Source organism: Paenibacillus sp. FSL F4-0236 (assembly GCF_038000135.1).
Lineage (GTDB): Bacteria > Bacillota > Bacilli > Paenibacillales > Paenibacillaceae > Paenibacillus_AQ.
This window is the reverse complement of the sequence record NZ_JBBOBK010000001.1, coordinates 5,537,096-5,560,070: the sequence shown is the minus strand read 5'-3', so window position 1 is coordinate 5,560,070 and position 22,975 is coordinate 5,537,096. Positions and strand designations below refer to the sequence as shown.

Here is a 22,975-nt window from a genome sequence, read left to right as displayed (position 1 = left end):
AGAACATATTGTATTTTAACCCGACACGAGCAATATGACTTACGAAGAACATTGTAAAAAAATAAAAATTTTCCAATTAGCACATTTTACAAGGAAAGGTGGAAGTTGGACCGGAATATGATACAATATAACGATAAGGCCCGAAAGGGGTGATTCAGTAAGTGGCTCTTCGGGTAATAAAAGTGTCAAGGAGCTTTCGTTCAACAGGCGTCCTTACTCTCAGCCCAAATCACGACGAACCTGCTTCACCGGCGAACCAGTATCTCAAGGCTTTGAAGCTTTGAATTTTACGTTTTGGCGGATAATGCAAGCCACGTATGTGTAATGGTTGCTTCACTTGCATTCGAGGTTACGGCGTACTTTTCATCATGCATTCTCTACAACGGAGCATTCATTTTCAATGTTTTGGGAGGGAACTGATCATGGCAAGTAAAGGTCATAACGAAGTCAAGGAAAGTTTACGGGAAATGACACGTATTTTCCGGCCCAAAGATCCCAAGAAATTCGTAAAGGAGTACGTCCGAAAATATCGGATTACCGGAGGCTATGAAGAAGAACTGACCATGGTCGTGGAGCATGAGCTGGTAAAGATGAATTCATCCGTCTCCTAGCTAACAGATACGAGTGTCACTTACTTTTGACATCATTTTGAGTAATAACATCCACGAGGATTCTTATAAACCGTGCCCGAGCAGCGTTTGTTGCAGGAATCGGTTTTTTTTGTATGTACATTTATGAATAAGAAATATTGTCTCTCATAAAATAGTCAAATGAATTAATAGACACATTTCACAATGAATGCGCTTTAACGATCATTTTTTATTTGATTGCGTTTTCAAAAAATGCGCATAAATGCAGGTGGGACAAGGAATTATTATGTCGAAAATTACAATGTGAACTAGTTGTGAACGATTGACAAAACTTTCCCTTAAACTTATATTAATAGTGATTGTTATAATTGACAGAAAAAAACAGGAACCTACGAAATCGGGAAAAGCGGGGTAGATCAATGATGAAAACGTGGCAGGCTGTAAAGCGACTCCTTCCCATGACCGCTATGTTTGGTCTCTTTCTTGCCGGGTGCGGCCGTGAGGACTTGTCAGTGCTCAGACCACAGGGACCTCAGGCGGAAATGTCTTATGGATTAATGGAGCTGTCGATCAGTATTATGATCGTCGTGTTGCTGATTGTCTTTACGATTGCAGCTTATGTACTGATCCGTTTCCGTCGAAAGCCGGGTCAGAATGAAATCCCTGAGCAGGTTGAGGGTAGCATCAAGCTTGAGATTCTCTGGACGGTCATTCCGCTTATCCTCGTAGTGGTACTGGCAGTTCCAACGGTGAAAGCAGTGTTCGCCGCAGGAGATGATCATGCCAATGACAAGGATGCGATTAAGGTTAAAGTAACCGGCCACCAATATTGGTGGGAGTTTGAGTATACCGATTACAAGGTGACTACAGCGCAGGATCTGATTATTCCAGTGGGCAAAGATATTGCTTTTGAACTGGAGACTAAAGACGTGCTGCACTCCTTCTGGGTCCCTTCCCTTTCCGGTAAAATCGACACCAACCCAGCCGGGACGATTAACCGCTTCAGCTTCAGTGCACCTAATGAAGGCGTTTACCGTGGCAAATGTGCGGAACTATGCGGGCCGTCTCATGGATTCATGGAATTTAAGGTGAAATCGGTTAGTGAACAAGATTTTCAGAAGTGGATAGATTCGATGAAAGCACCCGTAGCTGTGCTGCCAGAGGATCCTGCTTTAGCTGAGAAGTTCAAAGCGGCGTGTCTGACTTGCCACGCTGTAGGTGATCAAGGGATTAATAATGCGCCGAACTTGACCGGAATTGGTTCTCGGGAGTCGATTGCAGGGATCCTGCTCAACGACGACACGAGGGAGGATGGTGCACCAATTGAGGAGAATCTCAAAACATGGCTGCATGATCCACAATCCGTAAAACCGGGCAATCTGATGCCTAACCCCAAAGATCTAGGCCTAAGTGATGCGGAGATTGATGGCATTGCTGAGTATCTGGCCAACTATAAGCTGGACTAATGCCTTAGCCTAAAGGCGGGCGGAACTTTCGAAAAAGGGGGTACGAACTTTGGCTCAAGCAGCGCATACCTTGAATTCATCCAAGCCTCTCGGGCATGGCCACAGTGTGAAGCGCCATACAGGACTTATGGATTGGCTTACAACCGTCGATCATAAAAAAATCGCAATTTTGTACCTATGGGCCGGAGGATTATTTTTTGGTATCGGCGGAATTGAAGCACTTCTGATTCGCTGGCAACTCATCAAACCAATGAATAATTTTTTGGATGCCCAAACGTTTAATGAACTTATTACCATGCATGGTACGACGATGATATTCCTCGGCGTCATGCCAATCATCTTCGCCTTAATGAATGCCGTCATACCGCTACAAATTGGTGCACGTGACGTAGCCTTTCCTTTTCTAAATGCACTTGGCTTCTGGACCTTCCTGTTCGGCGGAATTCTACTGAATCTCAGCTGGATAATGGGTGGCGCTCCTGATGCCGGATGGACCTCCTACACCCCACTATCTACGAGTACATACAGCACTACACACGGTGTAGACTTTTATACGATTGGTCTTCAAATTGCCGGATTAGGTACCCTCATCGGGGGGATTAACTTTCTAGCCACGATCATTACGATGCGCGCGCCGGGAATGACCTACATGCGGATGCCGATGTTTGCTTGGACTACATTTATTACTTCCGCAATTATTTTGTTTGCATTTCCAGCAGTTACAGTAGGTTTAGTACTGCTGACATTCGACCGGATACTTGGAGCCAATTTCTTCGAGGTTGGGGCTGGGGGTAATCCGGTGCTCTGGCAACATATCTTCTGGATATTTGGTCATCCAGAAGTATATATCCTCATTCTGCCTGCCTTCGGAATTATATCGGAGGTTATCCCGACTTTTTCACGGAAGCGATTGTTCGGATATAGCTCAATGGTGTTCGCTACCATCCTGATTGCCTTCTTGGGCTTCATGGTTTGGGCTCACCATATGTTCACTACCGGACTTGGGCCGGTAGCTAACGCATTGTTCTCTGTATCAACGATGTTGATTGCGGTTCCGACAGGAATCAAGATTTTTAACTGGTTGTTCACGATGTGGGGAGGGCAAGTACGTTTCACGACACCAAACCTGTTCGCGGCAGGATTCATTCCTACCTTTACGATGGGTGGCGTCACTGGCGTCATGCTGGCTTCTGCGCCTGCTGACTTTCAGTTCCATGATACGTATTTTGTTGTAGCGCATTTTCACTACGTTATTGTGGGCGGCTTGGTGCTTGGCCTGTTTGCAGGTCTGCATTACTGGTGGCCGAAGATGTTTGGTCGGATGCTAAGTGAGAAGCTGGGCAAATGGACTTTCTGGACGTTTATCATCGGATTCCATCTGACATTCTTTGTACAGCATTTTCTTGGACTCATGGGGATGCAACGTCGGGTATTTACGTATTTGCCGAATCAGCAATTCGATTTGCTGAATTTAGTCAGTACAATTGGTGCTGGGCTGATGGCTGTCGGTACGATTATTTTCTTAGTCAATGTCTTCCTAACTTCAAGAAAGCCAATGGATGCAGCTGATGATCCGTGGGAGGATGGACGTACACTAGAATGGACGATTTCTTCGCCACCGCCAGAATATAACTTCAAGCAAACCCCGCTTATCCGTGGAATTGATGCATTCTGGAAAGAAAAGATGGCAGGAAATAAAGGCATGACTCCGGCTGAACCCGTTGGTTCGATTCATATGCCGTCTGCAACCATATTGCCGTTCACTATGTCTGTTGGGATTTTCATCGCTGGACTGGGCTTTATGTTTAGTCGGGATGACTTCGGCAACGCCTTTATGAGCTTTATGTTTAATAATTATATCGTTACAGCCATCGGTCTTATCATTACGTTTGGATCTATGCTGTTGCGTTCGCTGTATGATGATCATGGATGGCATATTGAACCTGAAGAGCTGGAAGGAAGTGAGCGGACATGACAACGGCACATGCAGAAGCTTCTAAGGAAGAATTTCCTCACGAGCCGGAAAAAGCTACGCTCGAAGGACGAAACAAGGTTCTTGCCTTTTGGTTATTTCTAGGTGGGGAAGCAGTATTATTCGGTACGTTGTTCGCTACGTTCCTCGCATTGCGTAATCAGACGAATGAGGGGCCATCGGCGAATGAACTGTTTCACTTGCCGCTTGTAGCTGCTGCAACATTCATTCTTTTGGTAAGCAGTCTGACGAGTGTATTCGCTATCCAAGCGATGCATAGGAACCGTCCGGCTGTGCTTCGTAACTGGCTTTTGGTAACTGTAGTCTTAGGTCTTGGCTTCCTGATTCTGGAGATCTATGAGTTTACTCAATATGTGAGACACGAAGACTTCGGAATGACTACAAGTGCATTTAGTTCGGCATTCTATACATTAGTAGGATTCCACGGTGCGCACGTAGCTTTCGGGATTGCATGGATCGCCATCCTGATTGGGCAACTCATGCGTAAAGGATTAACCGTAGTTACTGCACCAAAAGTGTATGTGTCAGCCATGTACTGGCATTTTATTGATGTGGTATGGGTCTTCATCTTTACGGTTGTATACCTACTTGGAAAGGTGGGCTAGACACTATGACGACAGATCAGCATGTGCCAGAGAATGACGGGTATAAGCATCGTCATCGGCATGAAGGGCCACAGAGGCATATTGTTGTCTTTATACTGTCCATTGTCTTGACCTTAATTGCTTTCGCCGCTGTTGCTGCTGGAGGCGTGAATGCCACCTTTGCGGTTATTCTACTACTGGTGATGGCAGTCATTCAGGTCATTGTACAGATGGGCTTCTGGATGCACCTGAAAGATAAAGGACATCTAATACCGATTATCTTCATGCTGGGTGGTTTTTTTACCGCCGGTACCTGTATTATTATGTCGCTGTATTGGGTTTGGTGGAATTAACGGACTATAAAGAAAGAGGCGGGCTGAGATGCCCCCTCTTTTTGGTGTTTAACTAGATCCTGCGCTAGGAGGGGTTAGGGTTATGCTCGGATTACAATATTTTAGCTTTGCAGAACTGTGGAGCCCGCTTTTTCTGGCGGTTATGCTGCTGCTGACGGCGGGTTATTTCGTTTGGATTGGTCCGATTGCTGGACGTCATGCCGATTCAGTTCCGGTTCCGATCTGGCGAAGAGCACTATTTGTGTGCGGAATGCTTGCGCTTTATCTTGCACAAGGCGGTCCTGTTAGTCTATTAGGACATATGATGTTTTCCTTCCACATGGTTAGTATGGCCTTGTCATACCTAGTGGCGGTGCCGCTGATTATGCTGGGGATTCCAGATTTTATCTGGCGCAGCATATTGAGAGTAAATCCATTTCGCCGGCTGTCTTTTTTAGCTCGACCGGTGGTAGCTGCTTTACTGTTTAATGGACTATTTTCTTTGTACCATATTCCTGTTATCCATGATTATGTGATGCTGCATTTTACCGTTCACCGAATCTACTATATTGTTTTATTCCTAACAGCTGCCTTAATGTGGTGGACATTGATCAATCCGCTACCGGAGCGCCGAATGGCGAGTGGACTGGGCAAGATTGGGTTTATTTTTCTAAACATGGTATTGCTGACACCAGCATGCGGACTGATTATTTTTGCAGATCAACCGCTCTATGCTACTTACAGTGATCCGGAGACTTGGGCACTTGCCATGGGCTATTGTATATCGGGTGATCCTTCTGCCTTACTTCAGAATTTTGGGGGTCCTGCGTTCTTTTCATTGTTGTCACCAAAAGTGGATCAGCAGGTGGGAGGTATCGCGATGAAGTTCATTCAGGAATTTATTTTTGCCTCTATGCTTGCTTATGTGTTCTATCATTGGTATAAAAAAGAGAACGGACAAGAGGGCGATGAATTATCGACGCCTTCCTCAGCACTCGAGGAGAGCACCTTGACCCGTGCATAACTGGTAGACTGCCAAGGAGGAGAATCATGGATATTTTTACGGTGTTTCCAACTATTAGCACATCGTTCATCGTGCTCAGTGCGGTGCTCGTAGCTATTGGCTGGTGGCTCATCATTAAGGGCAAACGCGAGGCGCACAAGAAGACGATGATTGCTGCCGCAATCGCTGCGCTCCTGTTTTTTATTGTTTATGTATCTAGAACGTTGTTCGTGGGAAACACCTCATGGGGCGGACCGGATGAACTTCAGACGATTTATCAAGTGTTTCTGATCTTCCATATCGTGCTGGCAACGGTAGCTGCGGTATTCGGACTTACTACGTTAACTCTTGGATTTAAGGCGAAGTACTCCAAGCACCGTAAGTGGGGCAGAGTAACATCTATAATCTGGTTCATTACTGCGATTACTGGCGTTATGGTATATGTGCTGCTTTATGTTCTGTATCCAGGTGGACACACCAAGCCGGTGTGGGAAGTTATTTTGGGCGCGTAAGATAGTTGCGTGAAAAGAGCTTGTGATTGGCATGTGAAAAGAGCATGTGAATATGCGTGCGAATCGTACGTGAATTTGTGTGAATAGTAATGAAATAAGCCTGTGCATCTGCTCGTTCCTAAATAGGGATGATGGATGGCGGGCTTATTTTAGTTTATGGAGTTGGGGGAGTGCTGAAATCTTGAAATTGTACTGTGAAATCACTCGTAATCTGAACAGTGCGTGATGTGAAGTATTCTGTTTGCTTATTTTAGGGAAAACCTCCCTGAAAAAGATGAGTTTTGAGCTCGAAAATCGGTAATTAGGGAATTCCTCCCTGTTTTTTTACGGTTTTAGCGCTAAAACGCGTAAATGGGTGAATTTATAGGGAGGAATTCCCTAAAAACGATGATTTCAGGCTAAATCCAAGTAATTAGAGGGAGGTTTTCCCTAATTGTTGATTCTACTAGCATTTACACCCACCGAGCGATCACATCCACTCGCAGTAGCACCCGTCGAGCCTTCGCATCGATTGAGCGGTCGCATCCATTAGTGGTCACAACCACCGAGGAGTCGCTCCCGCCCTTCAATCACCCCACCGAGCCGCAACAACTGGCCCTACACCTACAACCCGTTGGCGAAGCAACAATGAGGCTGACCTCACTCCGCGTCCCTCGCTCACATTCAACCTCTCCATAAGTTATGTTTAATCCTCTGATTAGTTAATCCCGATAATGATCAGTTTCCCATACGTGCAAAGCCTTCTCCAAAGGGGGGAAGCGCATACCTCCTAATCAACTTGAATGTTTTCCATTTACAGGATTGACAATGGTAAATTAAGGACATATACTGTGTATATAGATATATACAGTAAGCACAGGGATATGAACACCTGCTTCTGCTAGACGCTGAAGACATTGTAAAGCGAGGTTAGTTTTAATGAGAACATTAAAAGATTCATGGTTTATGTTGCGCTCTGATTTTCGCGGAGACAAATTAAAGATATTAGGGACCCTCGTAATAACAGTTATTTTTATGTGTTATCTTGGTGGAATGACTAGCCTGGTAGCAAATGACGTACTAGGTGAGCAGGATCGGACGATGATAACAGATTTCTTATTTCTCTCCTTTATACCCTTATTGGGATTAACATTCTCTCGCCGTTCCATGAAATATTGGAGTGAAGACTCTTACACAAAAATGTTGGTTTACTTAAGAACCTTACCGATTCCAGCTGCAGTAATACTATCGCGGAGAAAACTTCAGGGGGGAGGCTCCTTTATTCTAAATGGTACGTTATTCTTCGGTATTGTTTACTTGTTAGGGGAAAATTTCCGGACAGAGCTGGCGGTTCCCTCGTATATAGCTTTTGCCATTACATGGCTCGGCTTCGGATTCATGGTCTCAGGTCTATATATTTTTATTGAGTATCTTTTTAGCGGCAAAGCTTATCTATGGCTAACATTGCTTATCGTAGTGTTATCGTGGGGAATATCATTCCTAGTTACACTTGGGGGAGGCAATTTATTTTTATACAGTATCTCCTATTCCAAGGAGTGGGGGCTGTTATCTCCGATCATGTGGGGGTCACTTCTACTGGGAACAATATCTGTGCAGTTATTCTCTAAATGGACTATACATCGACTGAAGAGTCGCAATCTCGTATAAAAAATCGGAATGGCAAGGACTGCGCTCTAGCACGCTAGAGTGGAAGGCGAGGTGTAAATAATGTGGATACCGGTACAAATCAACGAAAATAGTGCAGAGCCCCTCTATCATCAGATAGAGACTCAGCTTAGATCCTTAATCATTAGCGGAGTCATTACAGAAGGTACGCTACTGCCCTCGATTCGTGAGTTTGCAGGAGATCTGAAATGCAGTGTAATTACAGTGCGGCGCGTATATCAGGATCTGGAGAACGAAGGTTTGCTGCGAACGAGACAAGGAACAGGTACCTTTGTATCCCACATAGGCGACGGAGCAATGGAAGAATACAAACGAGACACGGTAGGCAAAGCACTTGAAAGTGCTGTGGATATCGGCCGATCGGTACATTGCAGCAAGGATGAACTTGAGCAGATTTTTATGGAGATTGTAGAACGCAAGTATAGAGCAAAGGAATGAAAGGCGGGCGCTAACTCACATGGTACAGATGGCTATAGAATTGCGGAATGTACTTAAACAGCGGCGAAACAAGACGATAGGACCGCTGACCATGAATCTGCCAAGAGGATATATTACAGCCTTGGTAGGTCAGAATGGATCTGGCAAAAGCACGCTACTGAATCTACTGATGCAGCTGACCAATCCAGAGGAAGGCGAGATATATTGGTTTGAGAACAAGTATGATAGCGGGTTGCCTCTGGAGCTGCGGCAGACCATTGCCTATGTTCCTGAGACGTCGATTACTGAGGAGAACCACTGGAATGCAGAAGAGGCCGCTCAATTTCGACAGCATTGGTATCCGAACTGGGATGAGTCGTATTTTCAGGATCTAATGGATCGCTTTGAGGTTCCATATCATATGAGGCTTTCTAAGATGTCTAAGGGTGAGCGTCGGAAATTCGAAATTGCCGCAGCACTTGCGTCACGCCCAAGTCTGCTGCTATTGGATGAACCTTCATCAGGTCTTGATCCCTTTGCCTGGAAGATTATGATCGAGACGCTGCTTAAATATATGGATGAGAACAACGCTACGATCATCATCTCCACACACATTGTGGAAGAGGTGCGGCGGTTGGCAGATTATATCGTGCTTATGCATAGAGGTGAACTGCTGGGTATGGCCGAGAAAGACAGTTTATTCGGTACTTGGACCGAGGTGTGGGTACAGGTTGCAGATGAAGAGGAGCTTGCTGAGTTATCAGCGGAATTACCAGGAGGTATAAACTTTACCATGGATACACCGGGTGTAGCTTCTTTTATCATAGAACAATTTTCTAAGAACGAGAAACGCATTCAGGACTTGGGCGTAAAGGTTATCAAGAGTCGCAGTTTAGAATTGGACGAAATATTGGGTTTATGGACACAGGGACACCGTCCTATCCTGATTGATCACAAGAGAGGGGACTAGAGAAATGGAAGCCTTAAAGCTGGAAAGTGTAATGAAGCAATATGGAGAAAAAACCGCTGTAAACGGAATTAACCTAACGGTAGGCAAGGGGGAAATTTACGGATTACTGGGGGCAAATGGTGCAGGAAAAACAACCACCATGCGCATGGTGCTTGGCTTAATTTACCCTGATGGCGGGAATATTTTGTATAATGGAAAGCCGTATAACAGCGAACTTCAGCAAACCATGGGCTATCTACCCGAAGAAAGAGGATTATATCCAAAGGTAAAGGTAAGCGATCAAATCGTCTACTTGGCACGTCTGCGCGGGATGTCGGCTAGTGATGCAGATAAGAGCCTTCGCTACTGGCTCGATCGGTTTGAGGTTCCGGATTATTACAATAAGAAGATTGAAGAGCTCTCCAAAGGGAATCAGCAGAAAATGGGCTTTATCGCCGCAGTCGTTCATAAGCCGCAAATTCTCATCCTTGATGAAGCCTTCAGTGGCTTGGACCCTGTTAACGTGGAACTACTGAAAGATACGGTAAAAGAATTACGTGATCAAGGAACGAGTATCTTATTCTCTACTCACCGGATGGAGCATGTTGAAGAGCTTTGCCGTAATATTACGATTTTGGATCGTTCCAATACTGTCGTGCAGGGCGATATTCGTACGATTAAGAGTGGGTATCCTCGTGAACAAGTATTGTTGCGTACGGATAACGAAGTGACCGGTCTAGAATCAATTGCAGGTGTAACAGCAGTACAGCGACAGGAGCGAGGTTATCTGTTGTCCATCAGTGAGATCGGCGCGGCACAACGTATCCTACAGCAGGCGATGGCACAGGGTGAAGTGGAGCATTTTGAAATTAAGGAACCAACATTAAATCAAATCTTTATCAGAGCGGTGGGTGAATCTCATGAATAAGATGGGGACAATTATTGGCTTTACCTTTAAAAATAAAGTAAGAACGAAATCATTCATGATTACTACATTAATTCTAGTGTTGCTGCTCAGCATTGGGATGAATCTTCCGTACATCATCGATCAGTTTAAGGGTGATTCTAAAACAAACGCAGAGACTCAAATTGCTGTGATCGCGGAAGAGGGAAATCAGGCTGCAGAGTTGTTGAAGGCATATACTTCACCTGAAGGAATGCCGCAGGCAAAAGTTGTGCAATATACTTCTGCCGACGATGCGGAGCTAAAGAAAGCTTTAGATGAAGGGACTGTAGAGGGGTACGTTACTTTTGCAGAACCTACTGGCGAAGGACTTCCACCCGTTACTTATCATAGTGAAAATGGTGAATTGAAGGGCGATGTGCAAATCTATCTCCAAAATGCCCTTCAGCAGGCCAACACCCAGTTCATCGTTGGCGACAAGCTGACGCAGGAGCAGATTGCTGCTATGTCAACACCGGTACAGATAGCTACTCAGCAGCTCAACCCTGATGGGACTGCGGGAGATAAGGATGCGTCGCAGGAATCCGCTCCACCTATTAATTACGTCATTGTATACGCCATGCTTATGCTGTTCTTCATGTCTATCATGATGACCGGTAATATGATCGCAGCTGAGATTACTTCAGAGAAGAGCTCACGGATCATGGAGATTCTGATTACAAGTGCCTCACCTTTAGCGCAAATGTTTGGTAAAGTTATCGGTGTCTTCTTAGTAGGATTATTACAAATTGGCGTCATTATCGCAGCGGTAGTTGTCAATCTTAAGCTTCCGCATAATGCAACGATTTTGAAAGATTTAGACCTGGATTTAGGCCAGCTTAATATTAATTTGTTGCTTTATGGAATTGTTCTTTATGTACTAGGTTATTTCCTCTATGCCTTGATGTATGCAGCTGTAGGTTCGATTGTCAGCCGTACAGAGGATCTTGGCCAAGCGGTTATGCCGATTATGATGTTAGGCTTCGTAGCATTCTATGTTCCACTGTTCAGTATCTCTAATGCGGATACTCTGCTGGTTAAGGTAGCGAGTTATGTGCCTTTCACCTCTCCATTGACCATGCTGCTCCGGATTGGTGTTGGTGAAGTAGCGATCTGGCAAGTTATTGTATCATTAGCCATCCTGCTTGTTACCACGTTCATCTTTGGATGGTTGGCTGCCAAGATCTATCGCACAGGCGTATTGATGTACGGCAAACGTCCAAGTATTAAAGAGATCAGAAAAGCGATGAAGGCTTACAAGATCTAAGTGGCTTCATATAAACTTTTAAGGAGTGGTAATCATGACTAAAAGTGAACAATACAATATGATGCTTTTAATGAGTTCGGTATCTCTGGCTACGGTTAGTAGAATGCTCCATTCAGATGGATCCGCTGTTATGGATTTCACTCAGGGTGTATTGACTGGGATTGCCATGGTGGGGATGATTGCGGGATTGTGGATGTACGGTAAGGCGCGTAAGAGTAAAGCGTAATAGTAGGAAATAAGGAAGCCGCGGCAGATGCCGTGGCTTTTTTATTTTTTGTGTATGTATCGTAAAAGTTATTTGGAAGATAGTTGAGGGGATTAGACAACGGATAGATTACCACTAGGCAGCAAATCCTCTTGAGCAGTCAGTTGCTCCCGCACACGCCTAAGCTGCGCTTTTAGTACAGGAACACTCTTTTGCAGAATGATGCTTATTTGAGGTAAAGATAGCTTTAGGCCATACCACATCGTTTTTATAAGCTGTTCCTCCCAAGGCAATGCCTTGGCAGACAGGAGAGACCGGCATGCGTAATAATCGGCGCATTGTCGGATACAAGAGCGGTAAGCTTCGATAGAGAATAGCTGGCTGTCGAAGCTTTTTTGACGGAATATTTTATGAAGCTCTTTAAAAGTACGGATAGTAACCTTCTCGGCTTCTGCTGATTGTTGTAACAACATGGAACTGAGCGTATAGATATCATTCGTACACTTTTGAACACACTCTGCAAATATAGTTCTACGGGGGGATTCGGCAGGTAAGGGGTCAGGCATGATAAACACGATCCTTTCAGAATGGGTTATGGGATGAACCTATAATATAGAAAAGTAAGAAATGGATTTGTTGATAAGCTCGGCGGTATCAGGTTCTGGATAACTATGTTTTTGAAGCGCAACACTGGATGGTTTATAATATAGCCGCCCTCCTTTGGAATCTCTCCCACCAGCGACAGCTCTGTACAGACGACCTTGCTCAATGTGCCCTGCCAAGGATTTACCCTGCAGCTTGGCTCTTAAATCCTGTAAAGCACCTTGCACTAGCTCAAACTGAGTCTGATCCCACTCTGAACCATGGGTACGTACTTTATCTATCGCTTCCTCTAGCCGGCAATGGTATATCATTCTGAGAAAAGAACTCCATTTAATAAGGTCGAAAGTTTTGGTATTGGCAGAGATAAGACATGCCCCCCAGCTGCTACCTCCTTTACAGGTAAGTTTCAGGATGCCATAACGGCTGTCTTGATCAGCCTCCATTCCATAGTGAATAGGCTCTGGTGAATCAAAGACGAATACTTCTATGCGAGATAGTCTTCGCTGGTCCATGACAGGTTTCTCCTCCTTAGGTTTCCAAAAGCTTAAGATTTACATGGTGAATGACGTTAGCCTTCTCTATACAGGCGAGCATTTCAGCTTCATTCTCACAGACTGCGGCATGCTCCAGCCATAGTCGGAATTTCTGTTTGCGTATAACGGATAAATGTAAGGGAAAGGTGTTGCGGGATCTCATTACGTACCAACCGACTGCAACATCTTTCCACGGTTCCTTAAAAGCGGTGAGCCATGGAAAACGTTGGTGTGCTGACCAATCCTGCAGCTGTTGCTTTTCTCGGATATTTTTATATATTTCGTATATAATTGTTCGGTCCATACAGTATTCACAGGTAGATGGGCTGCTGAAATGGCGAAGTGATTCAATCTGCTTCTGACCAAAAGCATAGCCGACAATAGTTCTGTGATGATCCTCTTCGAACCACAACGCTCCAAAGCAAACATAATTTAGACTTATCGGCTCAAGTAGCCCTTGCTGAGTTCCCCAATAATAGTGTTTCATTCCTTTCACCCCGTCCAGCATGCTATCACCCTATAGATTCAGGTAACGCAAAAACCGCAGCAAGAGGAGGACCTCTGCTGCGGTTTTGGAATACAGGTATACACACACCTGTGCCAAAGCGTGGCGGATCAAGGGTCTCTCTCTTTACGCTTACGAGGTTAGCTGTCGGATTCGGACGGTGAGAGTCGCCCTACCTATGTGAGACTTGAACAGTCTCCTTCGGATTCACCCCAAGTAGGCCATGTGGCCTGATGGTTCCCCCGTTCCCTGCAAATGCAGGAACTCAGCGTTGAATGTATTTCGTGAAATAGATTCAACCCGAATCATACTCTTTTCAAGGTGTTTCTGTAAAAACAGAAAGTGTTCTTTTGAGCGCAATTTAAACCAAATCCTGCCTACTACGACGGAAAAGGGAACCAAATAGGTATTTATTGCGAGTTATCGGGCTTCTTCCTCGCTTAATCTCGACTTCTTGTTTTCTTACCTATAAAGGCGATTTTTTAAGATTTCTACATTTGTGGTGAATAAAATCACATGGTATGCCCGCTTTTCGCTAATGGATTAAAACTCGAGTAAACAAGAGATATAGAGAGATTGGATATCAAGTAAGCGCTATCCGATACGAAAATAGTTTTTAATTTGCATTATTTTGGCATCAATCAGGTTTTACAATTCTTCCTGCATAAGGGTATGATTACTCCTGTTTCAACAACAATCGAATATTTGATCCGCTTAATTTCCGTTAAGGAAAGCGGGGGAACCAACAATCGGCAGACGATGTGAGAGTCGGAAGCCGGTTATGGGGTGAATCCTGTAGAAGATGCGAGTGAGCTCGCATCTTCTACAGGTAGGGCGACTCTCACCGCCCGAATCCGACAGCTAACCTCGTAAGCGTATGGAGAGAGGATGAGTGCAATGTGACCGCTAGCGAGCCACAGAGGAGAATCCTTTGTGGCTTTTTGCTGTGCTTTTTTAAGCAAAGCATTTATGGAAAACCTCACGAAGAGGTCGTTATATTCATCATTAGCGGTAGCTTTTCTTTCAAGATCAGGGTGATCAAGTTCTGATCTTACAAGCAAAGCATTTGAGGAGAATAAGAGATGACAGATCAGAATGAATATGTACTGGTATGTGCGCCAACGAAGGCAGGCGAACATTTTATTAAGCTTCTAAAATTCAGAGGCATTAAGATGGCCGGATTGACCAACAACTTGCCTGAGAAGGCCCTACTCGAAGAGATGGGGATTGAACAAGTCGTTCTAGTTGATACCCGCCATCAGAATACTTGGTTTCGCCCGCCGTTCCCGGTAGGACGGGTATATCTGTTCGAGAGCAGCTTTACGTTATGCTGCCGCTACATTCAGATGTGCCGCACCTGGACGACACAGCCGATTTTTGTAATCACAAGCTCAATAAATCCTAGATTGGTCTATAAAAGACTTGGTGCAAGTTATGTAATCTATTCTCATAGTGGTGATGCTGATTTTCTAATCGATAAATCACCTCATCAAGGATAAAAGAAGGAGTGCGGGAGATATGATGGATCTGTATATGGTGGCTTCGTTAGCTGTAATTTACGGGTTGTTTTATGGATTTATGCGCTGGTGCGCAGGTGTAGTTGAGGATACAGGGAGGGATAAGTTGTGATTCTAGTAATCGCTGTTACCCTACTGTTGTTTGTATATCTGGTTTACGCATTGATTCATCCGGAGAAATTTTAAGGAGGGGCATTCATGGGCATTTTGCAAATAGTTGCTGTAATCGTAATTCTTATCTTGCTGGTTAAGCCGATGGGCACGTATTTATATTATGTATTTTCTAATGAACCGAACCGTACGGATCGATGGTTTGGAGGCATGGAAAAAGGGATTTATAAGCTGATCGGCCTGAAAAAACGGGACGGAATGTCTTGGAAGAAGTATGCGCTCAGCTTTGTGTTAACAAATATCGTATTGGTTACTTTCAGTTACATTGTTCTTAGATTGCAGCGGGGATTGCCGTTAAACCCGAATGGAATTACGGATATGGAACAGACGCTTTCATTCAATACAGTGATCAGCTTTATGACCAATACGAACCTGCAGCATTATAGCGGGGAGACGGGGCTTTCGTATTTTTCACAAATGGCTGTCATCACGATGATGATGTTCACATCTGCAGCGAGCGGATTTTCTGTTGCGGTTGCCTTTGTCAGAGGAATCACGGGACGGAAATCAGTCGGGAACTTCTTCGAGGATTTCGTCAAAGCACATATTCGTGTGTTCATTCCGCTAGCTTTGTTAGTTTCATTGGTGCTGGTAGGACTACATGTGCCACAAACGCTCAAGCCATCACTTGAAGTCACTACACTAGAGGGCCAAACACAACAAATTGCTATCGGTCCAGTAGCTTCTTTGGAATCGATCAAACATCTGGGCACGAATGGTGGCGGCTTCTTCGGGGCCAATTCATCGCATCCTTTTGAGAACCCTAATCCACTTACGAACGTGCTAGAGATTCTCTCTATGTGGATGCTGCCAGCTTCGCTCCCTTATATGTACGGATTGTTTGCCAAGAACAAACGTCAGGGCTGGGTAATTTTTACCGCAATGATGACCTTGTTTGTTCTGCTATTAAGCCTAAACTTCTATGCTGAATCGAAAGGCAATCCGGCGATCAATGCACTAGGAATTGAATCTTCACAAGGTAGTATGGAAGGTAAAGAGGTGCGCTTCGGCATACCGCAGTCTTCCTTGTTTACTTCAGTAACAACCGCAGCTACGACAGGTAGTGTTAACAATATGCATGATACGCTGACGCCGCTGGGAGGTATTACGCCTCTTGCACTGATGATGCTCAACAATGTCTTCGGTGGTAAAGGTGTCGGACTGATCAATATGCTGATGTATGCGATTCTGGGTGTCTTCCTGTGCGGTCTCATGGTCGGCAGGACACCGGAGTTCCTCGGACGGAAAATAGAGGCCAAGGAGATGAAGCTGATTGCCATAGCGATCCTTGTACATCCGTTCATTATCCTTGTGCCAACCGCAGCTGCGTTCCTGACCGATTTGGGGCAAGGGGCGATTACGAACACTGGATTCCATGGACTCAGCCAAGTGTTATATGAATATGTCTCTTCTGCCGCGAACAATGGTTCAGGATTTGAAGGGCTTGCAGACAATACAACTTTTTGGAATGTCACAACCGGGATTGTCATGCTGCTAGGTCGTTATGTCTCTATCATTGCAATGCTGGCGGTAGCAGGTTCTCTGCTTAAGAAGAAGCCGGTTCCTGAGACGATTGGCACGTTCCGCACAGACAATGGACTGTTTACGGGAATTCTGATTGGTACAGTAGTGATTATCGGTGCGTTGACGTTCCTGCCGGTCATTGTACTCGGCCCCATTGCAGAATATCTAACCTTACGGTAGGAAGAGGGAGAATAAGATGAGTACTGTAAAAAGAAAAAAGTTGCTGACGGGACCCATACTCCTTAGCGCTGTAAAGGATAGTTTTATAAAGCTTAACCCAGTAACGCTAATCAAAAATCCAGTCATGTTCGTGGTAGAGGTCGGTACGATCATTGTCCTCCTCATGGTGCTGGCTCCTGGATATTTTAATGCAGAGCAATCGATAGGCTTCAATATCACAGTGTTGTTCATTCTGCTATTTACAGTGCTGTTTGCGAACTTCGCTGAAGCACTGGCGGAAGGCCGGGGGAAAGCCCAAGCCGATTCGCTCAAGAAAACAAAACAAGATATCACAGCTAACAAACTGGTTGGAGGAGCGGTGAAGACAGTCTCTTCCTCCGAGCTGCGTAAAGGAGATATCGTCATTGTCAGTCAGGGAGAACTCATCCCTGGTGACGGTGAGGTGATTGAAGGGCTAGCTTCCGTAGATGAATCAGCGATTACAGGTGAATCCGCACCTGTAATCAAGGAGGCTGGTGGGGACTTTGGCTCCGTTACAGGCGGTACACGGGTCGTCAGTGATGAGATCAAGGTCAGAATTACTAGTGATCCTGGTGAGTCGTTTCTAGATCGGATGATTTCCCTCGTTGAAGGGGCGAAACGTCAGAAGACACCTAATGAAATCGCGCTAAATACGCTTTTGATCAGTCTGACGCTGATTTTCTTGATTGTAGTAGTGACCTTGCGGCCGATTGCAACTTATCTAGGTGTTGATCTTGATATTCCCGTCATGATCGCCTTGTTGGTCTGTCTGATTCCGACAACAATCGGGGGGCTACTCTCCGCAATCGGAATAGCGGGTATGGACCGGGTGACCCAGTTTAATGTACTCGCCATGTCGGGTAAGGCAGTTGAGGCTGCCGGCGATATTAATACGATGATCCTAGATAAGACCGGTACGATTACCTTTGGGAACCGGATGGCGAGTGAATTTGTACCAGTCGGAAATGAATCCGAAGCGGAGCTTACGGCATGGGCGGCCATCAGTTCCCTAAAGGATGAGACGCCTGAGGGACGTTCTGTAATTGAGTTGGCCAAAAAGCTGGAACGCAGCTATGACAGCAAGCTTGCTGAAGGTGGCGAATTCGTAGAGTTTAAGGCCGAAACTCGGATGAGTGGTATTGACCTGCAAGATGGACGCTGCGTACGCAAAGGTGCGGTAGACTCCGTGAAGAAATGGGTACAGTCGAAAGGCGGTGTCATTCCCGCGAACCTCGACAGTAATTCTGATGCCATCGCCCGGATGGGGGGGACCCCGTTAGCGGTTGCGGTAGACAATCGGATCTATGGACTTATTTACTTGAAGGATACCGTAAAGCCAGGCATGAAAGAGCGGTTTGATGAGCTGCGGAAAATGGGGATCAAGACCATCATGTGTACGGGTGACAATCCGCTGACCGCAGCTACGATTGCCCGTGAAGCGGGGGTAGATGATTTCATCGCTGAAAGTACACCTGAGGATAAAATAGCAGTCATTCGCCGCGAACAGAACGAGGGTAAGCTGGTTGCCATGACTGGGGATGGTACAAATGATGCCCCTGCCCTAGCACAAGCTGATGTGGGCTTAGCCATGAATAGCGGCACTACAGCTGCTAAGGAAGCAGCAAATATGGTCGATTTGGACTCTGACCCTTCGAAGATTATAGAGGTCGTAGCGATTGGTAAACAGCTGCTGATGACGCGGGGCGCGTTAACAACCTTTAGTATCGCGAATGATATCGCGAAGTATTTCGCTATTATTCCGGCGATGTTCATGCTCGCCATTCCTGAAATGGAAGCCCTGAATGTAATGGGACTAGGCTCGCCAAGCTCGGCTATAATATCCGCCTTAATATTTAATGCGATTATTATTCCGCTGCTCATCCCACTGGCTATGAAGGGTGTGTCGTATAAAGCTATGAGCTCTACGAAGCTGCTTGGACGCAATATATTTATCTATGGGCTAGGCGGAGTGGTTGTTCCATTTGCTGGCATCAAGCTCATTGATATGATCGTAAGTGTATGGATTTAACGACGTGTTGACTAATCATTGAAAGGGTGAGAGCATCGTGAATAACGGAAACTCCATGGAGGACACTGAAGAGCAGTTATCATCATCGAAAGGTGCTTATTTCTTTATTATTGTGCGACTAAGTTTAGTATTTATTGTTCTCTGCGGAGTGATCTATCCTCTGACAACTACAGCGCTTGCCCAGGTTCTAATGCCGTCACAGGCGAACGGCAGCTTGCTTAAGAATGATGCTGGAGTAGTTGTAGGCTCGGAACTCATCGGGCAGAACTTTACGAATCCAGCTTTATTTCATGGTCGTGTGTCTAGTATTGAGTATAAAGCAGAAGCTTCAGGTTCCAATAACTACTCTCCATCCAATCCGGATATGCTGCAGCGGACAAAGGATTTCATTACGCAGTGGAAGCTCGATAATCCGGATGTGCCCGTGAACAAATTGCCAGTTGATTTGGTCACCAACTCGGGTTCGGGGCTTGATCCGCATATCACACCTGCTTCAGCTATGGTGCAGATTCCTCGGATTAGCAATTTAACCGGTATTCCTGCATCGCAGCTGGAAGAGCTCGTAAATAAGCATACCGAGGGTCGTGACTTAGGGTTGTTTGGTGAAGAACGGGTCAATGTGTTGAAGCTGAACATGGATCTACTGAAACTAGCGAACAAATAAATATAGTAAATGTCCCTGCCAGATTACTAGAATCGGGCAGGGATATCTTGCTTTCTAAAATATAAGAAAGTATAAGTTTCACATTATACATCATCCTTATATTTCTACGAGAAACGGCTGTCATCTTTGAAGGACGACAACGTCGTTTCTTCTTGGAACAGAAGGATACATGCATGATCGGGGTTATTAAGGAGTGGTCTTGATGGGAACATACCGGAGGAAGACGCCGGAGGAGCTGCTGCTCTCTATCTATGAGCTGCATCGGGGACGTCTGAAGATCTATATCGGTCCGGTCAGTGGGTCGGGCAAAACGTATCAGATGCTGCGTGAGGGCCAGGCGCTAAAAGCGCAGGGAATCGATGTTGTGATCTGTGCGGTTTCGACGAATCAGAGTCCAGAAACTAAGGATCAGCTGGGCGATTTGGAACGGATACCAAGTATTCATTGGTTTCAGAAAGATATAGAGAAGAAGGATCTTGATGTAGCTGCTATTGTGGCACGTAATCCAGAAGTTGTGCTAACCGATGGCTTGGCTCACCAGAATCGCGAGGGTGCGGAGAGGTCTGGAAGACTGGAAGATATCAAATATTTATTGAGCAATGGGATTAGTGTCATTACAACTGTAAACGTATACGAACTGGAGGGTGCTGCGGATTTAGTGCGGAAGTGGACCGGAATTGAGGTAGAGCATTCCCTTCCTGCAGAGGTGCTTACCCTTGCCGATGATATCGTTCTAATTGATGTGACTCCAGAAAAGATACTTCAGCGCTTGTCCGATGGACATTTAGGGAAGCACCAGCAGAGATCGCTTTTTAACAAGGGTAATTTAAGCAAGCTGCGGGAGCTGGCACTTCGGATGGTCGCTGAGGATGTTAATGATTCGCTGGAGAAACACCGGGAAGAACAAGGGCTGCAGGGAGCTTCGGGGATCGCAGAAAAGGTGTTGGTATCTGCGCAGTATTATTGGAACGGCTCGATCCATATCCGACGTGGACAGCAGATTGCCAAGCGGTTAAATGGGGATCTGTCAGTGGTGTCATTCTGGAAGCAGGGTCTCACCCTTTCTAAGGAAGCAGCTACCTTTAAGCGTTCCCTCTGGAAGCTGACCGAGAAGATTGGTGCCTCTATGGAGGAGATCACCTTTCGCTCGAAGCGGGAGATCCCACGTCTGTTGGTAAAATACGCGATCGAACACAATATTACCCGAATCGTTATGGGACACTCCAAGCAGACCGCTTGGCAGGAATTATGGAAAGGCTCAATCGCTAATTCGTTACTGAAGCAAATCCGAGGTGTGGATGTGTTCTTCGTGGCGGATCGCGCAGACCGTGAGGGAGAACGTGTACTTCCAACCCGGCAGACTCGTAATGAACGGAAAGCTGATGCCTATCACAGGTTAAGCAGTCAGGAAGTAAAGGATAAAATCGATGCGATTCGCGGAGGAACCTTTAAGGTATACATTGGGGCTGCTCCTGGTGTGGGCAAGACTTACAAGATGCTGCGTGAAGGGAACGATCTCTTGAAGAGAGGGATCGATGTCGTGATAGGGCTCCTGGAGACACATGGCCGCAAAGAAACCCTTGAACAAATCGGCGATTTGGAGACCCTTCCGCGTCTACGTATGGAGTACCGCGGGACTATCCTTGAGGAGATGGATACGGCAGCAATTATTAAGCGTAATCCAGAAGTCGTGCTAGTGGATGAACTCGCTCATACCAATATGCCAGGCAGCAAACATAAGAAGCGGTATATGGATGTTATGGAGCTGCTGGATGCGGGAATATCTGTGATTTCTACCGTGAATGTGCAGCATTTAGAAAGTCTGAATGATGCCGTAGAGCAAATTACAGGAGTTAGAGTAAGGGAGACTTTTCCGGACAGCATTCTACAGCGGGCAAATGAGGTAGAGCTTATCGATGTATCACCCAAGACGCTTCAAGAGCGAATGAAGGATGGAAAAATATATGCCATGGCCAAGGTGGATCAGGCGCTGGGGGCTTTTTTCAAAATCGGGAATTTGATCGCCCTTCGGGAGCTGGCGTTGCGGGAAATTGCTGATGATGTTGATGAAAGGTTAGAATCTTGGGAACGTGTTGGTTCGTTACGGGGACCTTGGCGGCGTCAGGAAGTAATATATGTGTGTATCACCTTGGGGGATCATGCGGAGCGTTTAATTCGGCGTGGTTTTCGGATTGCATATCGTCTAAAAGCTTGCTGGTATGTTACGTATGTGCAGGAATTTAAACAAAATGGACCCGTATATGATAAACGTATAAATGATTTAAAGGAATTGACGGAACGACTGGGTGGGACGTTTAAGATGATTGAGAGCGGGCTTCCCGCACGAGTGGCGTCCTTGCTGCTTGAAAGATCTCAAGCTTTGCAGAGCACTCAGATTATTATCGGTCAATCACAACGCTCATGGCTGCGAAAAAGTATCCGCGGCGATGTTACCAAGCAGATTCTGCGTTCTGCCAGAAACGTGGATGTGCTGGTCGTGGCAGATCTCATACGTGAGGAAGCATAGACTATGACTAACAAGTAAAAACGCCTTCGGCGTCCCTAAAGGACGGTAAGCGTTTATGCGAGAAATATAAGGATAATGTATAGCATGAAAATTATAGATTCTTATATTTTGAAAAAGGGTACCTTCAAGCCGATTGGCTATGAGGATACCCTTTTTTGCAGCTATGAATTACATCATGTACTGAATAGTTTAATGGCTTAATTATTGGGCAGCTTCGATGAGTGCTTTGAGCGCAGGAAGATTAAATCCCTTGATCGCTTGATCCCCTGCTACAGTGACAGGAACACCCATGAATCCAAGCTTCTCAACTTCCTCTTGATAGACTGTGCTGGTCATAACATCTCTTACTTCAAAAGGGACACCCTGCTCCGTAAGATAATTTTTAACCAAATTACAGTCACTGCACCCTGCGGTTGAATAGACAATCACTGGCTCACTCATTGGTTCACAGCCACTTTGATAGCATCTCTTGTAATTTTCCAGTGGGAAGTGTTCCAGCGAACCTCATTGTCCTCAAGCAGGAAGAGTTGTGGAGATTCATGTTTGATGCCAAAATCCTCAGCAATTTGATTGGAAACGGGACGATCCTCGATGACTAAGACCACTGCAGCGGCAGTATCCGCATCCTTTAGATAAGCCTGAAACTCTTCATTAGCTTTAGCACTAATCGGGCAGGTCGTGCTGTGTTTGAACAGCAGCTTCTTGCCAGGCTTAGCTACATATTGCTCAAGATCCTCCAGCGTATGGAGTTGTTGAATAGACATAGATATCACCC

At 45.6% G+C, this 22,975-nt stretch carries 24 protein-coding genes and 2 riboswitches; of the genes, 19 read left to right on the top strand and 5 right to left on the bottom strand.

The features are described from left to right. Positions 1-422: 422 nt before the first annotated feature. The 13 genes from NSQ29_RS24825 to NSQ29_RS24765 all read left to right on the top strand — a co-directional run bounded on the left by NSQ29_RS24825 (position 423) and on the right by NSQ29_RS24765 (position 11,947). The gene (locus tag NSQ29_RS24825; RefSeq protein ID WP_042123803.1) at positions 423-611 is read left to right on the top strand and encodes a hypothetical protein; all 189 of its coding nucleotides are present in this window, start codon (positions 423-425) and stop codon (positions 609-611) included. 398 nt (positions 612-1,009) lie between these two features. Beyond that, complete coding sequence (gene coxB / locus NSQ29_RS24820) at positions 1,010-2,056, top strand: cytochrome c oxidase subunit II (RefSeq protein WP_042123804.1); 1,047 nt, start codon at positions 1,010-1,012, stop codon at positions 2,054-2,056. A 127-nt stretch (positions 2,057-2,183) separates the two neighbouring features. After that, positions 2,184-4,031 carry a cytochrome c oxidase subunit I gene (gene ctaD, locus NSQ29_RS24815; protein ID WP_076285960.1) on the top strand — a complete coding sequence of 616 codons (1,848 nt, stop codon included), beginning with the start codon at positions 2,184-2,186 and terminating at the stop codon, positions 4,029-4,031. Then, positions 4,028-4,654, top strand: a complete 627-nt coding sequence (locus NSQ29_RS24810; RefSeq protein WP_076300135.1) for a cytochrome (ubi)quinol oxidase subunit III — start codon at positions 4,028-4,030, stop codon at positions 4,652-4,654. The genes ctaD and NSQ29_RS24810 overlap by 4 nt, the downstream gene beginning before the upstream one ends. A gap of 5 nt (positions 4,655-4,659) precedes the next feature. Continuing rightward, entirely contained in the window at positions 4,660-4,986 is a 327-nt protein-coding gene (locus NSQ29_RS24805) for a cytochrome C oxidase subunit IV family protein (protein ID WP_042184535.1), read from the top strand. An 82-nt stretch (positions 4,987-5,068) separates the two neighbouring features. Next, positions 5,069-5,989 carry a cytochrome c oxidase assembly factor CtaG gene (ctaG, locus tag NSQ29_RS24800; RefSeq protein ID WP_076285928.1) on the top strand — a complete coding sequence of 307 codons (921 nt, stop codon included), beginning with the start codon at positions 5,069-5,071 and terminating at the stop codon, positions 5,987-5,989. Between the two features lie 26 nt (positions 5,990-6,015). Next, a complete protein-coding gene (locus NSQ29_RS24795) occupies positions 6,016-6,480 on the top strand; it encodes a DUF420 domain-containing protein (RefSeq protein ID WP_042123812.1) in 465 nt (154 codons plus the stop codon). A gap of 918 nt (positions 6,481-7,398) precedes the next feature. After that, a complete protein-coding gene (locus NSQ29_RS24790; protein ID WP_341126346.1) occupies positions 7,399-8,127 on the top strand; it encodes a hypothetical protein in 729 nt (242 codons plus the stop codon). Between the two features lie 60 nt (positions 8,128-8,187). After that, positions 8,188-8,583 carry a GntR family transcriptional regulator gene (locus tag NSQ29_RS24785; RefSeq protein WP_042184543.1) on the top strand — a complete coding sequence of 132 codons (396 nt, stop codon included), beginning with the start codon at positions 8,188-8,190 and terminating at the stop codon, positions 8,581-8,583. Between the two features lie 91 nt (positions 8,584-8,674). After that, positions 8,675-9,532 carry an ATP-binding cassette domain-containing protein gene (locus NSQ29_RS24780; protein WP_445739200.1) on the top strand — a complete coding sequence of 286 codons (858 nt, stop codon included), beginning with the start codon at positions 8,675-8,677 and terminating at the stop codon, positions 9,530-9,532. A gap of 4 nt (positions 9,533-9,536) precedes the next feature. Continuing rightward, complete coding sequence (locus tag NSQ29_RS24775; protein ID WP_076285924.1) at positions 9,537-10,439, top strand: ABC transporter ATP-binding protein; 903 nt, start codon at positions 9,537-9,539, stop codon at positions 10,437-10,439. After that, complete coding sequence (locus NSQ29_RS24770) at positions 10,432-11,721, top strand: ABC transporter permease (RefSeq protein WP_076285923.1); 1,290 nt, start codon at positions 10,432-10,434, stop codon at positions 11,719-11,721. Before NSQ29_RS24775 ends, NSQ29_RS24770 begins: the two co-directional genes overlap by 8 nt. Positions 11,722-11,755: 34 nt before the next feature. Then, on the top strand, positions 11,756-11,947 hold the full coding sequence (locus NSQ29_RS24765) for a hypothetical protein (RefSeq protein WP_341126344.1): 192 nt from the start codon (positions 11,756-11,758) through the stop codon (positions 11,945-11,947). Between the two features lie 92 nt (positions 11,948-12,039). Here the strand turns inward: NSQ29_RS24765 and NSQ29_RS24760 are convergent, their stop codons facing one another. The 3 genes from NSQ29_RS24760 to NSQ29_RS24750 all read right to left on the bottom strand — a co-directional run bounded on the left by NSQ29_RS24760 (position 12,040) and on the right by NSQ29_RS24750 (position 13,549). Next, entirely contained in the window at positions 12,040-12,399 is a 360-nt protein-coding gene (locus NSQ29_RS24760) for a hypothetical protein (RefSeq protein WP_341126343.1), read from the bottom strand. A 132-nt stretch (positions 12,400-12,531) separates the two neighbouring features. Next, positions 12,532-13,041: a hypothetical protein gene (locus tag NSQ29_RS24755; RefSeq protein ID WP_076285920.1), complete on the bottom strand. Its 510-nt coding sequence runs from the start codon at positions 13,039-13,041 to the stop codon at positions 12,532-12,534. A gap of 16 nt (positions 13,042-13,057) precedes the next feature. Further along, entirely contained in the window at positions 13,058-13,549 is a 492-nt protein-coding gene (locus tag NSQ29_RS24750; protein ID WP_143759525.1) for a hypothetical protein, read from the bottom strand. Positions 13,550-13,682: 133 nt separating this feature from the next. Next, a riboswitch (cyclic di-AMP (ydaO/yuaA leader) is annotated at positions 13,683-13,848 on the bottom strand. A gap of 420 nt (positions 13,849-14,268) precedes the next feature. Next, positions 14,269-14,459: riboswitch (cyclic di-AMP (ydaO/yuaA leader) on the top strand. Positions 14,460-14,649: 190 nt separating this feature from the next. Here NSQ29_RS24750 and NSQ29_RS24745 point away from each other — a divergent pair. From NSQ29_RS24745 to NSQ29_RS24725, 6 genes are all read left to right on the top strand, one after another. Then, positions 14,650-15,066 carry a hypothetical protein gene (locus NSQ29_RS24745; RefSeq protein WP_076285918.1) on the top strand — a complete coding sequence of 139 codons (417 nt, stop codon included), beginning with the start codon at positions 14,650-14,652 and terminating at the stop codon, positions 15,064-15,066. 126 nt (positions 15,067-15,192) lie between these two features. Then, positions 15,193-15,270 carry a K(+)-transporting ATPase subunit F gene (gene kdpF / locus NSQ29_RS31610; protein WP_076285959.1) on the top strand — a complete coding sequence of 26 codons (78 nt, stop codon included), beginning with the start codon at positions 15,193-15,195 and terminating at the stop codon, positions 15,268-15,270. Between the two features lie 12 nt (positions 15,271-15,282). Continuing rightward, positions 15,283-16,959: a potassium-transporting ATPase subunit KdpA gene (gene kdpA / locus NSQ29_RS24740; RefSeq protein ID WP_339268513.1), complete on the top strand. Its 1,677-nt coding sequence runs from the start codon at positions 15,283-15,285 to the stop codon at positions 16,957-16,959. Between the two features lie 16 nt (positions 16,960-16,975). Further along, a complete protein-coding gene (gene kdpB / locus NSQ29_RS24735) occupies positions 16,976-19,009 on the top strand; it encodes a potassium-transporting ATPase subunit KdpB (RefSeq protein WP_042184559.1) in 2,034 nt (677 codons plus the stop codon). Positions 19,010-19,064: 55 nt separating this feature from the next. Then, positions 19,065-19,673, top strand: a complete 609-nt coding sequence (gene kdpC, locus NSQ29_RS24730; protein ID WP_341126810.1) for a potassium-transporting ATPase subunit KdpC — start codon at positions 19,065-19,067, stop codon at positions 19,671-19,673. Positions 19,674-19,875: 202 nt separating this feature from the next. Beyond that, entirely contained in the window at positions 19,876-22,200 is a 2,325-nt protein-coding gene (locus tag NSQ29_RS24725; protein ID WP_149644628.1) for a histidine kinase, read from the top strand. A gap of 201 nt (positions 22,201-22,401) precedes the next feature. On the opposite strand, the gene NSQ29_RS24720 is transcribed toward NSQ29_RS24725, so the two are convergent. Beyond that, positions 22,402-22,641 (bottom strand): glutaredoxin family protein, encoded by a 240-nt coding sequence (locus tag NSQ29_RS24720; protein WP_042184561.1) that lies wholly within the window; start codon positions 22,639-22,641, stop codon positions 22,402-22,404. After that, positions 22,638-22,964, bottom strand: coding sequence for a bacillithiol system redox-active protein YtxJ (gene ytxJ, locus NSQ29_RS24715; protein ID WP_341126342.1), 327 nt, complete (start codon positions 22,962-22,964; stop codon positions 22,638-22,640). The genes NSQ29_RS24720 and ytxJ overlap by 4 nt, the downstream gene beginning before the upstream one ends. Positions 22,965-22,975: the final 11 nt, after the last annotated feature.

Coding starts and splice junctions, on each gene's coding strand:
- NSQ29_RS24825 (WP_042123803.1), top strand. CDS start 423: ATGGCAAGTAAAGGTCATAACGAAGTCAAGGAAAGTTTACGGGAAATG.
- coxB (WP_042123804.1), top strand. CDS start 1,010: ATGATGAAAACGTGGCAGGCTGTAAAGCGACTCCTTCCCATGACCGCT.
- ctaD (WP_076285960.1), top strand. CDS start 2,184: ATGGATTGGCTTACAACCGTCGATCATAAAAAAATCGCAATTTTGTAC.
- NSQ29_RS24810 (WP_076300135.1), top strand. CDS start 4,028: ATGACAACGGCACATGCAGAAGCTTCTAAGGAAGAATTTCCTCACGAG.
- NSQ29_RS24805 (WP_042184535.1), top strand. CDS start 4,660: ATGACGACAGATCAGCATGTGCCAGAGAATGACGGGTATAAGCATCGT.
- ctaG (WP_076285928.1), top strand. CDS start 5,069: ATGCTCGGATTACAATATTTTAGCTTTGCAGAACTGTGGAGCCCGCTT.
- NSQ29_RS24795 (WP_042123812.1), top strand. CDS start 6,016: ATGGATATTTTTACGGTGTTTCCAACTATTAGCACATCGTTCATCGTG.
- NSQ29_RS24790 (WP_341126346.1), top strand. CDS start 7,399: ATGAGAACATTAAAAGATTCATGGTTTATGTTGCGCTCTGATTTTCGC.
- NSQ29_RS24785 (WP_042184543.1), top strand. CDS start 8,188: ATGTGGATACCGGTACAAATCAACGAAAATAGTGCAGAGCCCCTCTAT.
- NSQ29_RS24780 (WP_445739200.1), top strand. CDS start 8,675: ATGAATCTGCCAAGAGGATATATTACAGCCTTGGTAGGTCAGAATGGA.
- NSQ29_RS24775 (WP_076285924.1), top strand. CDS start 9,537: ATGGAAGCCTTAAAGCTGGAAAGTGTAATGAAGCAATATGGAGAAAAA.
- NSQ29_RS24770 (WP_076285923.1), top strand. CDS start 10,432: ATGAATAAGATGGGGACAATTATTGGCTTTACCTTTAAAAATAAAGTA.
- NSQ29_RS24765 (WP_341126344.1), top strand. CDS start 11,756: ATGACTAAAAGTGAACAATACAATATGATGCTTTTAATGAGTTCGGTA.
- NSQ29_RS24760 (WP_341126343.1), bottom strand. CDS start 12,399: ATGTTGTTACAACAATCAGCAGAAGCCGAGAAGGTTACTATCCGTACT.
- NSQ29_RS24755 (WP_076285920.1), bottom strand. CDS start 13,041: ATGGACCAGCGAAGACTATCTCGCATAGAAGTATTCGTCTTTGATTCA.
- NSQ29_RS24750 (WP_143759525.1), bottom strand. CDS start 13,549: ATGAAACACTATTATTGGGGAACTCAGCAAGGGCTACTTGAGCCGATA.
- NSQ29_RS24745 (WP_076285918.1), top strand. CDS start 14,650: ATGACAGATCAGAATGAATATGTACTGGTATGTGCGCCAACGAAGGCA.
- kdpA (WP_339268513.1), top strand. CDS start 15,283: ATGGGCATTTTGCAAATAGTTGCTGTAATCGTAATTCTTATCTTGCTG.
- kdpB (WP_042184559.1), top strand. CDS start 16,976: ATGAGTACTGTAAAAAGAAAAAAGTTGCTGACGGGACCCATACTCCTT.
- kdpC (WP_341126810.1), top strand. CDS start 19,065: ATGGAGGACACTGAAGAGCAGTTATCATCATCGAAAGGTGCTTATTTC.
- NSQ29_RS24725 (WP_149644628.1), top strand. CDS start 19,876: ATGGGAACATACCGGAGGAAGACGCCGGAGGAGCTGCTGCTCTCTATC.
- NSQ29_RS24720 (WP_042184561.1), bottom strand. CDS start 22,641: ATGAGTGAGCCAGTGATTGTCTATTCAACCGCAGGGTGCAGTGACTGT.
- ytxJ (WP_341126342.1), bottom strand. CDS start 22,964: ATGTCTATTCAACAACTCCATACGCTGGAGGATCTTGAGCAATATGTA.